Origin of the sequence: Jannaschia seosinensis, from assembly GCF_001408515.1 — a bacterium.
Taxonomy (GTDB): domain Bacteria; phylum Pseudomonadota; class Alphaproteobacteria; order Rhodobacterales; family Rhodobacteraceae; genus Jannaschia; species Jannaschia seosinensis.
On sequence record NZ_CYPR01000184.1, the window covers coordinates 1 to 11,187 of the forward strand.

General features: G+C 64.0%; 8 protein-coding genes and 5 pseudogenes. 6 read left to right on the top strand and 7 right to left on the bottom strand.

Annotated elements, in window-relative coordinates; translation table 11 throughout:
• A partial coding sequence (locus JSE7799_RS13655) for an IS1380 family transposase (RefSeq protein WP_055664110.1) occupies positions 1-765 on the bottom strand: 765 nt, incomplete at its 3' end.
• A 215-nt stretch (positions 766-980) separates the two neighbouring features.
• On the opposite strand from JSE7799_RS13655, the gene JSE7799_RS13660 reads away from it, so the two are divergent.
• Entirely contained in the window at positions 981-2,027 is a 1,047-nt protein-coding gene (locus JSE7799_RS13660) for a YihY/virulence factor BrkB family protein (RefSeq protein WP_055664105.1), read from the top strand.
• 804 nt (positions 2,028-2,831) lie between these two features.
• Here the strand turns inward: JSE7799_RS13660 and JSE7799_RS13665 are convergent.
• Together JSE7799_RS13665 and JSE7799_RS20005 are read right to left on the bottom strand one after the other, a co-directional pair.
• Positions 2,832-3,363: pseudogene (locus JSE7799_RS13665) on the bottom strand (IS5 family transposase); the annotation flags it as partial.
• 217 nt (positions 3,364-3,580) lie between these two features.
• Positions 3,581-4,408: pseudogene (locus JSE7799_RS20005) on the bottom strand (IS5 family transposase); the annotation flags it as partial.
• 72 nt (positions 4,409-4,480) lie between these two features.
• Between JSE7799_RS20005 and minC the strand changes: the two are divergent.
• Genes minC through minE form a run of 3 tightly spaced genes read left to right on the top strand, consistent with a single transcriptional unit; the run spans position 4,481 to position 6,571 of the window.
• Entirely contained in the window at positions 4,481-5,452 is a 972-nt protein-coding gene (minC, locus tag JSE7799_RS13675; protein ID WP_306455416.1) for a septum site-determining protein MinC, read from the top strand.
• A 27-nt stretch (positions 5,453-5,479) separates the two neighbouring features.
• Complete coding sequence (minD, locus tag JSE7799_RS13680; protein WP_055664107.1) at positions 5,480-6,298, top strand: septum site-determining protein MinD; 819 nt, start codon at positions 5,480-5,482, stop codon at positions 6,296-6,298.
• Positions 6,299-6,301: 3 nt separating this feature from the next.
• Positions 6,302-6,571 (top strand): cell division topological specificity factor MinE, encoded by a 270-nt coding sequence (minE, locus tag JSE7799_RS13685; RefSeq protein WP_055664108.1) that lies wholly within the window; start codon positions 6,302-6,304, stop codon positions 6,569-6,571.
• A 120-nt stretch (positions 6,572-6,691) separates the two neighbouring features.
• On the opposite strand, the gene JSE7799_RS13690 is transcribed toward minE, so the two are convergent.
• Positions 6,692-7,873 carry an IS256 family transposase gene (locus JSE7799_RS13690; RefSeq protein WP_055664109.1) on the bottom strand — a complete coding sequence of 394 codons (1,182 nt, stop codon included), beginning with the start codon at positions 7,871-7,873 and terminating at the stop codon, positions 6,692-6,694.
• A 141-nt stretch (positions 7,874-8,014) separates the two neighbouring features.
• Here JSE7799_RS13690 and JSE7799_RS22330 point away from each other — a divergent pair.
• Positions 8,015-8,158: pseudogene (locus tag JSE7799_RS22330) on the top strand (DDE-type integrase/transposase/recombinase); the annotation flags it as partial.
• 140 nt (positions 8,159-8,298) lie between these two features.
• The gene (locus tag JSE7799_RS22335; RefSeq protein ID WP_370736659.1) at positions 8,299-8,463 is read left to right on the top strand and encodes a DDE-type integrase/transposase/recombinase; all 165 of its coding nucleotides are present in this window, start codon (positions 8,299-8,301) and stop codon (positions 8,461-8,463) included.
• Here the strand turns inward: JSE7799_RS22335 and JSE7799_RS21865 are convergent.
• The 3 genes and pseudogenes from JSE7799_RS21865 to JSE7799_RS13700 all read right to left on the bottom strand — a co-directional run.
• Positions 8,447-8,685 (bottom strand): annotated as a pseudogene (locus tag JSE7799_RS21865) (IS5/IS1182 family transposase); the annotation flags it as partial. The gene JSE7799_RS22335 and the pseudogene JSE7799_RS21865 sit on opposite strands and share 17 nt — an antisense overlap.
• Before the next feature lie 80 nt (positions 8,686-8,765).
• Positions 8,766-10,035: pseudogene (locus tag JSE7799_RS13695) on the bottom strand (IS256 family transposase).
• Between the two features lie 109 nt (positions 10,036-10,144).
• A partial coding sequence (locus JSE7799_RS13700; protein ID WP_055664113.1) for an IS1380 family transposase occupies positions 10,145-11,187 on the bottom strand: 1,043 nt, incomplete at its 5' end.

An 11,187-nucleotide genomic window follows, 5' to 3' on the forward strand; every position in this document is an offset into this window, starting at 1 on the left:
ACCAAAGATATAGCGCAGCCCGAGCCNGTCACACAGGTCCAGAACCTGCGGGGTGCAGTAGTGGCTGTCGGCTCGCAGCAGGATTTCTGTCTCGGGCCAATGCCTGGCGATCTGCCGGATCAACCGGCGGATATGGGCCGCGCTCTCGGCTCCCTTGGGGCGGCGGGCCGGGCGCAACAGTGTCCCGACGAGCCGGCCTTCGCCGTCAAACACGACGATCGGCTGGAAGCCGAACTCGTCGTAGAACGCATTGAACAGGCGCAGCTGCTGGTGGCCATGCACCGCGTCAAAGGTATCATCGATATCGAGCACGATCCAGCTTGGGGGGCGCGCAAACGAGTGGCAGTAGAACCGGATCATCTCGCGGCCCATGCGGATAAGGGCGCGGGCATCGGGCAGGTTTTCCATGCGCGAGATCGTCGGCTGCGAACACAAGGCCGGCCCTGTTTCCGGGCCACGCTCCAGCGCGATCCTGAAGCTGGGATCGTTCCGCAGGGCGGTCGCGTCATTGCCGTCTTCGTATCCCGCCGCGATCATCATGATCCGGAACCGGATGATGTCGCACAGGCTATGCTGAACTTTCGCCGGGTCACGCGGATCGTGCAGGCAATCTGCGAGCCGCTGCGCCAGACCCGCCCTGCGCTCAATCTCGCGCAGCAGGGTCAGTCCGGCGTCGGAGCTCATGTCGGCGCCGTCAAACCCGAGCAGGACCGGCTTACCGTTAAGGGGTGACAGGCGGGGCGTGGAGCACGTAGACTGGGTCATGGCGGAGGTCGTCCTGCTGAAATCTGAATCTTTGGCGTCGATAACCAAAAAATACAGAGTTTCAGACGGTTACGCCACCTCCGCCGCCTTCTCGTGAATTATCCGGGCTAAGCGACCAAGAGCCTCGGGGCAGGTCGCAGTGGATCAGAAGCCTCTAAGTTCGCGTTGTGCCTAAACATGGCTTTCCTAATGACCCGCAAGCGGAGTTGACAGGTATGCAGGATCGACGCGGCGAAGGGCTTGGTCCCGGCAAGGGGGCTGAGCCGCATCCTGAAGGCACGCATCCGGCAACGCCGGCGCCGCCTGAGGAAGCGAGAGAAACGGGGCGAGGTCGCGAGGCTTGGCGGCCGCATCAGATCCAGCCATCAGGCTGGCGCGATATATGGCTGCGCGTGGGAAGGCGGATCAACCGGGACCTTGTCCCGCTGGTGGCCGCAGGCGTCGCGTTTTTCGGCATGCTCGCGCTGTTTCCGGCAATTGCAACGCTGGCATCTCTCGCCGGGCTGTTCCTGGACCCCGAATTGGTCATCCGCCAGCTCGATACGCTTGAGGGGCTGGCCCCGGCGGAACCGTTCGCGGTGGTGCGGGATCAGGCAGTTGCGCTTGCCGGGCAGGCCCCGGGCCAAGCAACATCGGCAGCGTTCATCAGCCTCGCCCTGTCGCTTTTTTGGGCGTCGCGCGGCATCGACAACCTGGTGAGCGGCATAAACATGGCCCATGCCGAGGTCGAAACCCGAAACATCATTGTCCGCAACATAGTTTCGCTATGGTTGACGGCGGTGCTGACGATGATGGCGCTCGCCTCATTGGCGCTTGCCGTGGCGGTGCCGCCGGCTGCGGCGCGGCTGGGGCTCTCGGGGTGGACCGATACCATCGTCAACGTGGGCCGCTGGCCGCTCTTGGCGCTGCTGTCGATGGTGGCGCTCGGCCTTCTCTATCGTCATGCCCCCGCACGGAGACCGCCGAGGTGGAGTTGGGTCACGCCTGGCGCAGTCGTCGCGACGACGCTGTGGCTGGGAAGCTCGATCCTCTTCTCGCTCTTCGTGCGCAATTTCGGCAGTTATCAGCTGACTTACGGAGCGATTGCAGGAGTGGTCATATTGCTTCTCTACATTTGGCTGACGGCGTTCGTTGTTCTGTTGGGGGCATTGCTGAATGCGGAGATGGAACACCAGTCACGGCGAGATACGACGCGTGGGCGGGTGAGGCCAATGGGTCAGCGAGGCGCAGAAATGGCGGATACATTAGGGCGAAAGCCATAAGCGGTGTGGAATTTCTTGTTTGACAGGCGACCATTTCTCTTGGGGATGTCCGCATGCCGTGTTGGTGCGTTTCGTCTCAACCCGGATGAGCCCTTGTTCCGCGCCCCTGCGAAGTGGAAACAGCGCCTGTGCTGCAACACAACTTTCGTCGCCTCCTGAGGCTATGGATAAACTGAACCCGGCCCAAGTCGAGGACGCCCAGACGAAGACCAGGATCTTCGGCCAAAGACGGAGGCCATCTCCGAGATCGAAGCGCAGACTGACAACGACACAAATATCCTTTCTGCGGCGATGACCGGCGCCAGAAGTGGGGGCGCACGCGGACCAAGCTGTAACGATACCGGTGCGGTGGCTGCCAGAAGACCTATTTGGGCCGGACTGGGAGCGCCATCGGCCGCCTCCATCGTCCTGATCTGTTCATGGTCGCGCTGAGGGACATGCCGGGCACCTCAGCGCTCCGGTCTTTGCGGAAGCTCGCGTGTCAACTGGACGTCGATAAATACATGGTCTGGCCTTGGCGAATGCTCAAATTCTCGCTCCCTGAAAGCGGCGGAGCGGCGGAGCGGCGGAGCGGCGAGCTTCTTTGGGGTCGTCGAGGCGGATGAAACCTACCAGCGGGGGCGCTCAGGGGATCGCGGGAGTGGGTCCGGCACTTCGCTGATCCTCAGAATATCCCGCAGCCGCCACGCCTCCGTTAGGAAGACTTTACGGCGCAGGGGCTGAAGATGATGCTGGGTCCCTCTAAGAGCGCCTAACGAAACCGAACGACGCCTCGGCCCAGTCGCGGATGCGGTCCGCGTCTTAGCCCTTGTCGGCAAGCAGTTCGCCCGGCGCGGGCAAGGCATCGTCCATGACGAGTCGAAGCCTCTGTCGTCCGAGGTCTGGCCCGGCGTCACATCGGTGCGCATCGGCAGGCTCCAGCCGTTCGTGCGGAGGTGGATCTTGGTCGTCTGGCCACCTCTTGAGCGGCCAATACCCTATCGCGGAGTCCCCCTTTTGCGCCGGCTGCATGCTGATGCGCCCGGATCACCGTGCTGTCGATCCTCTGCAAGCGGTCGGGCGGGTGATTACGCTCGGCCGCGCCCTCGTTCAGGGCTTCCAGGATCGTCCCCCACAGCCCCGCGAGCGTCCGACGGCGGAACTGGCGGTAGACACGCGACCACTTGCCGAACTCCTCGGGCAGGTTGCGCCAGGGCGAGCCCGTCCGCGCGACCCAGAACACCCCGTCAAGCACCCGCCGGTGATCGCTTCCATGCCGCCCGTTGCGCGCTCGCACCCTCTGGATGAACGGCTTGAAGAACAGCCATTCCGCATCCGACATCAGTCCGCGTGCCATCACATCACCCGCCTGACCATAGTCCGGCAGCGCGATTCACACCAAAACCGTCAGGGAAAGGGTTTTGTCAACACCGCCTAGTACCGAGCCTGCAACAAAAACGACATCTGCGTGCATAAGGCTCAGCGGAGTTGCGCGTCCTGTTGAGCGCCGAAGCTATAGATGCGCAGGTAACCTGGGGCAGGAGACCGTTTCGAATCTCGCCCTTACAGCGCCTACAGGACCGCCTGATCTGGTTCATGCAGATGATGGCGGTTGCGAGTTTGGCGAGGACCATGTGGATGTCGGCGCGTCGATCGTAACGGATGGCGAGCCGGCGGAAGTGGCTCAACCACGCGAAGATGCTCTCGACCACCCAGCGGTGGCGGCCGAGCTTGGCAGAGGATTCCACGCCGCGGCGCGCGATGCTAGGTATGATCGAGCGGGCGTGGCATTCTTGGCGGCACCGGCGATGGTCGTAGGCCTTGTCCATTGCTTGGCAGGGCATCGTGCAGCGATGTCCCGAGAGGAGGCGCGCAGCCTGTTGGGGCGCTTCCGCGGTCGGTCGGCTGCCCCGGCCGCACCCCCCGCACGGCGTCGAGCGTGGCTACGAGCGGTGTGCTGTCGTGGCGGTTCGCGCTCGTGAGCGTCAGGCCGAGCAGCGTGCCGTTTCGGTCGGTGATGCAATGCCATTTCGGGCCCGCACGGCGACGGTCCGTCGGGTTCTGCCGCTCGGGCATGACCTGCTGGCGGCGTCCAGCGAAGCGCGGGACCAGTCCAACGCGCCGGCTGGGTCGAGCCGTTCCAGCGGGATGCGGTGCAGCAGGTTCCGCACGCCCGCCTGCTGCCAATCGCGCAGGCGCCGCCAGCAGGTCATGCCCGAGCAGCCGCACACTTCGCACGGCAGCATCCCCCGCGGCAGGCCCGAGCGTAGCACGAACACGATCTCGTACAGGACACCTCGGTCCGACACCCTCGGGCGACCGCCCTTCGGCTTCGGCGGCTCATTGGGCAGCAACGGCTCCACCACGACCCAAATCTCATCTGTCACAAGCTCAGGTCTCATGGTGCCTAAGTCCACGAGGCGGAGATCGGATTCGTTGGGCGCTCTTAGTCCTTTCCGGACAAGATGTCGAAGATGAGCGAGATGCGCCTGCACTACATGGCTGGGGCGGGGCCCGTTTCGCCGTTGATCAATGCGAGACCTGCGTCAGGCATCATTTTCAGTGCGCGCCGGTCGGCCGAACGGATCAGGCGGTTGTCCGCGGCTGGCAGCACGACTAAAGACGGGCGATATCGCCGTCCCGATAATTCCCGTAAAGACTTTCCGTATCGTCCGGAGGAAGGTTCCGCTCGCATGCAACGACAAGACGTTCAGACCGAAGCCGTGGCGAGCCCCGCCTCCGTCAAGCCGTTCCAGATCCGCGGTCGGTTCTTCACCGCCGTGGCGTTGCGCCTCGACGCGAGGGTGGACGATGCCTTCCTCGCCGCGCTGGACGCGCAGATCAGCCAGGCCCCCGCCTTTTTCGACGATGCCCCCGTGGTAATCGACCTCCAGAAGGTGGCCGAAATCCTGCCCAAGCCCGAGCTCGTACGCCTCATCGACGCACTGAAAGGACGTGGCCTGTCGGTGTTCGGAATCCAGAACGGGACAGAAGAGCAGATTACGGCGGCGCGCGCGGCCGGACTGATTCCGCTCCGAGGCGGGCGCGAAGTGCCGCTTGAGCGCACCGCGCGTAGCAGCGATCCGGCCCCGAAAGCCGCGCCCGCCCGACCCGAAGCCGCCACGCGTCTGATCACGGAGCCGGTGCGTTCCGGCCAGCGCATCTTCAACGACCGCGGCGATCTGGTCGTGGTCGCCTCGGTCAGCGCGGGGGCCGAACTGATCGCCGAGGGTAGCATACATGTCTACGGCCAGCTTCGCGGCCGCGCCCTGGCCGGCGTCAACGGCGACACCAAGGCCCGCATCTTCTGCCAGAGCCTTGATGCCGAACTCCTTGCCATCGCGGGCCTGTATCAGACCAGTGAGGGTCTGGGATCCGAGATCCGTAACGAGCGCGTGCAAGTGTTCCTGCGCGACGAGATGCTTTGCATCGAGAAACTAAGATAACCCTTCCCAGAATCAGGAGGACATCCCTTGGCTAAGACTATCGTCGTCACGTCCGGAAAGGGCGGCGTCGGAAAGACCACATCCACCGCTGCCATCGGTGCGGGCCTCGCCAAGCGCGGCCACAAGACGGTCGTGATTGATTTCGACGTGGGCCTGCGCAACCTCGACCTGATCATGGGATGCGAGCGCCGCGTGGTGTTCGATCTCATCAACGTCATCCAAGGCGATGCCAAGCTGAAGCAGGCGCTGGTCAAGGACCGTCGTCTCGACACGCTCTCGGTGCTGCCTACCTCGCAGACCCGCGATAAGGATGCGCTGACGCCCGAGGGCGTCGAGAAGGTGCTGGGCGAGCTCAAGGAGGAGTTCGATTACATTATCTGCGACAGCCCCGCCGGCATCGAGCGCGGTGCGCATCTGGCCATGTACTATGCCGACGAGGCTATCGTCGTGACTAACCCCGAGGTTTCCTCGGTGCGCGACAGCGACCGGGTCCTCGGACTTTTGAACTCCAAGACCTGGCGCGCCGAGAAGGGTGACGGCGATCCGGTAAAGGCGCATCTTCTGCTGACCCGCTACGATACCGACCGCGTCGCCAAGGGCGAGATGATGCCCATCGACGACGTGCTGGAAATCCTCGCCATTCCGCTTCTGGGCATCATCCCCGAAAGTACCACTGTACTGCGCGCTTCCAATGTCGGGATGCCGGTCGTGATGGACGAGAAGTCCAATGCCGGAAGGGCCTATGAGGACGCGGTCTCGCGGCTGATCGGCGAGCAGATCGAGATGCGCATTCCGCCCGAGGAGCGACCGAGCCTCTTGCGCCGTTTCCTGGGCCGGGGGGCTTAGACCATGTTTCGTTTCTTACGCCAGCAGCCGCGCCGGTCCGACAGTGCTAAGGCCGCCAAGGAGCGGCTGCAGATCCTGCTCGCCCATGACCGCAGCGACCGCGCCCGCGACGATCTGCTGCCTCTTCTCCAGCGCGACATCCTCGAGGTCGTCAAGCGCCACATGCGCGTTGACAGCGACGCGGTCGAGATCAAGCTTCAGCGCGGCGACGACATGTCTAGCCTCGAGATCAACATTGAAGTTCCCGACGCACAGTCCCGCCAAGCGGGCTGAGCGTTCCGCTGACGGGTGCGGAGAAACCTCTGCGAGAGTCTTGGGGGGCAGAACTTGGCTCGTGAAATTAGGGAAGTTGGATAGAGCAACCTGCGGTCTGGAAATTCTGCTGAGAGCGGGTCATGCATCCTGGCATTCCCATTTGATGTAGGCCTTGGTCTCGGAGGCCCATTTCTCGTCGATCTCTACGAGGACGGCGCTGACCAGTCGCAGCAGAGCGTCGTCGCTGGGAAAGACCCTGACCTTTACGGTGCGCCGCTTGAGCTCCTGCTGGACGGATCGCTCCATCGGGTTTGAAGTGCGCAGCCGGCGGCGATGGTGCTCGGGCAGCGTGAAGACCGCGAGCCCCTCGGGCGCGTTTTCCTCCAGCCATGCGGCCAGCTTCGGCGCAGAGGTGCGATAGCTGGCGACGATCTCTGCCAAGGCCGTTTCTGCCTTGGCGAGCGTGCTGGCATTCCACACGGTGCGCAGCTCAGCTCCGATGCGCTTGCGGCTCTCGACGTTCGGAGCGTGATGAATGGCGTTGCGCGCGAGATGGAACTGGCAGCGCTGCCACGTGGCGCCGCCAAGAACAGCCCGCCGGGCAGCACGCAGCCCTGAGTGGTCATCCGAAACGATGAACTCGACGCCGCGCAGGCCGCGGGCGACCAGGCTCTCCAAGAAGCCCCGCCAGTGGACCTCGGCCTCGGACAGGGCCACGGAAACGCCCAGAACACGCCGCCGCTCGTCCGGGCCGATGCCGATTGCCGAGAGCACGGCAGCATCGCGCACCACCCCGCCGTGGCGCATCTTCTCGTACCGGGCATCGAGGATGAGGTATTTTACCTGGCCCAGAGGGCGGTTGCGCCATGCCTCCAGTTCGTCGTCGAGCAGCTTGGCAGCCCGGCTGACCTGCGAGGACGACAGGCTCTCGATCCCGAACTCGCGCATGACAGCCTCGGCGTCACGCGTGGAGACGCCTTTGACGTACATCTCGGCCACCGCCAGCATGACGGACCGAACCGACCGCCGCCCGCGCTCGAGGGATTGCGGATAGAACGGCTCTTCCCCATGCCCGGCAGTCTTGGGCACCTGCACGCTCACCGTGCCCGCAGGCGTGTCGATCCGCTTGGGTTTGTAGCCGTTGGCATAGCCGTGACGCTCGGGCGTGCGCTCATAATGGCTCGCGCCGAGAAACCGCTCCCGTTCGATCTGCATCGCCAGCTCGAAAGCCCGCGCGAACACCGATGCGATCTCGCCGGGCCCGTGCTCGATCAACTGTTCCAAGACCGCCTCAAGCGCCGTATCCTTCCGCCTGTTCATTCGTTCTTCTCCATGGTTGTGTTGCAACTCCATGGAATATCAGAATGGGCAGCTCGTGCTGGGGGGCGCCCCAGCACGAGCTCACGCCCCGCGTCTCAAGCGAATTTCCAGACCTGAGGGTACAGTACCGGAAGTTGGGTGGTGCCTTGCTTCTCCGGCATCAAGTTCTTCAGCGACGAAGAGTGGCGGGCCCGCGAGCACCTGCGCGTGAAGGGCCGCTGGTTCTATCTGTGGCGCGCCGTCGTTCAGCGCAGTCGGCTCACCGATTTCTGGCTGACGGCGCGCCGAACCGCCAGCGGGGCAGGGCAGTCCCGCGGCAGGCTCGGGGTACCTCCGACTGTATCAACCGCTGAGTGTCATCATCGACAAGGCCCGCACCTGCCGGAAGTTGATCAGCGAGCGGAGCGCAGGTCTGGATCCGGGGGATTCCGTCCAGTACGTCACGTCATTACGCGAAAACGCGAAAACGCGAGAACAATCGGATCGAAAGCGATCATGTGGTCCTGAAGCACCGCTTGCGTTCAATGCACGGAGTGCAGGGGCTGACCACGGCGAAGGCAATTCAAAGAGCGCCTAACAGAGCCTCTTGATCTGGTTCATGCCTATGATGGCGGTTGCGAGCTTGGTGAGGGCCGTGTGGATGTCGGCGCGGCGGTCGTAGGGGGTTGCGAGGGTGAGGCTCGCCGAACGAACTGAGCGAACCACGCGAAGGTGCGCTCGACGACCCATTGATGGCGGCCGAGCTTGGTGGAGGTCTCGAGCCCGCGACGCGCGATGCGGGGGATGATGGAGCGGGCTCGGCATTTCTTCCGGGGTACTGTACCCTCAGGTCTGGAAATTCGCTTGAGACGCGGGGCGTGAGCTATGCGGGAATTTGGGTGACGCGGCCTGATCAAGCGGCGCGGTTTTCGGCGGCGCTTGCAGCGACACCGTCGGTGAATGTTACGCCTTCGATGACCAAAGGCAACTGGTTCGCCCCCTTCAGGCGGCGCCACGTCTTGGCAGCGGCCTGTACGAGCTTGAAAACCATCAGCTTCGCGGTTTTCTGCGAGAGCGCGCCCTTCGTTCGGACGGTCCGGTGCCGAACGGTGGCGAAGACGCTCTCGATGGGGTTGCCGGTGCGCAGGTGATCCCAGTGATCGGGCCGGGAAGTCGTAGAAGGTGAGCAAGGCTTCGCGGTCCTTGGTCAGGCAGATCACGGCCTTCTCGTATTTGGCGCCGTATTTCTCGGCGAATGTGTCCATCGCGGTTTGCGCGGCGGTGCGGGTCTCGGCCTGCCAGATCTCGCGCAGGTCGGCCTTCACCGTCGGCTGCATGGACTTCGGGAACTTGTTCAGGACGTTGGCGATCTTGTGGACCCAACACCGTTGATGGCGCGTGCCAGGGAAGATCTCGTCGAGCGCCTTCCAAAATCCCATGGCTCCGTCGCCGACGGCGATCTCCGGGGGAACCGCGAGGCCGCGGGCCTTGATATCGACCAGCAACTCACGCCAACTCTGCGCGCTTTCCCGAACGCCGACCTGGAAGCCGACGAGCTCCTTCTTCCCTTCGGGCGTGGCCCCGAGAATGACCAGCATGCATTCGGCCTGCGGCTCCATCCGTGCCTGGAGGTAGACGCCGTCCGCCCAGATGTAGACATACCGCCGGGCCGAGAGATCGCGGCGCTGCCAATGGGCGTAGTCCTGCTGCCATTCCCCGGTCAGGCGCGAGATCACACTCGGCGACAGGTTGGGCGCGTCCTTCCCCAGGATCGCAGCCAGCGCCTCCTGAAAGTCCCCCGTCGAGATGCCGCGCAAATAGAGCACGGGCAGCAGGGCATCGAGGCTGCGCGAGCGTCGCGCCCATTTCGGCAGGATGCCTGAGGTGAAACGGATCTTCTTCTCGGCCGGCACATCGGTGGCGCGGTCGCGCACCTTCGGGCGCTGCACATCAACCGCGCCGATCCCGGTCTGGATGCTGCGCTCAGGCCCGTATCCGTGTCGGACAACCCGCTGACGGCCATCCGGCAAGGTCTCCTCGGCATGCTGCGCGACGAAGGCGTCGGCCTCTGCCCTGAGCGCGGCCGCCAGCATCCGGCGTGCCCCGTCGCGCGCGATCTCGGTCAGCGGGTCCTCAACAAATTCCGGCTGACGAAGGGCGATGATGTCTGTAGTGTTCTCCATGGCGTATCGTTCCTTTTGGAAGTTCTGGCAGGCTTTGACACCCGCCACGATACGCCGCCTTCTTAAACCCCGTCACCCATTTCCAAGCATAGCTGTCGGGGCGCTTGCGTCAGGCTGTTTTCGGTGGGGCGAGGGCGTCGAAGAGAAGGAGGAGAAGTCCCTTTCGGGGACACGATGCCGGCAGGGTCACGATGATCCGGGTCTTCTTTTCGACGATGGTGGCGGCCAGTTTGACGAGATGCAGCCGCAGCGTGTCGAACTGGGCGCGGCGCCATGGTGAACGTTTTGGGCAAGCCGCGCGGAGCTTCCACCAAATCCAGTAGGCGCAGCCGTGCAGCATCAGGCGCATCTGGTTGGCGTTGGCTTTCGAGCACGACGTCCGGTCTGCTGCGAGGTGGGCCTTCCACGCCTTGATGTGGTTCTCGGCCTGGCCGCGGGCGGAGTAGATCTTCTCGTAAAGATGCTTGCCGCGACCGCCCTCGAGGTTGGTGACGATGTAGCGGGTGTCCCGACCCATGGGACCAACCTCGACGCGGGCGATGACGCGGCGGGGTTTCGACCACGAGCGGGCTGCGTAGGAGAAGGTTTTGAACCGGCGCAGCTTCTGACCCGGCGTCCGGACGTAGCGCGCCGCCGTCGACGCTTCCAGAGCCGAGATGTTCTGCGCCAGACGGCCGTTCTTTGACAGACCGAAGACATAGCGCAGCCCGAGCCTGTCACACAGGTCCAGAACCTGCGGGGTGCAGTAGTGGCTGTCGGCTCGCAGCAGGATTTCTGTCTCGGGCCAATGCCTGGCAATCTGCCGGATCAACCGGCGGATATGGGCCGCGCTCTCGGCCCCATTGGGGCGGCGGGCCGGGCGCAGCAGTGTCCCCACGAGCCGGCCCTCACCGTCAAACACGACGATCGGCTGGAAGCCGAACTCGTCGTAGAACGCATTGAACAGGCGCAGCTGCTGGTGGCCATGCACCGCGTCAAAGGTATCATCGATATCGAGCACGATTCGGCTTGGAGGGCGTGCAAACGAGTGGCAGTAGAACCGGATCATCTCGTGGCCCATGCGGATAAGGGCGCGGGCGTCGGGCAGGTTTTTCATGCGCGAGATCGTCGGCTGCGAACACAAGGCCGGCCCTGTTTCCGGGCCACGCTCCA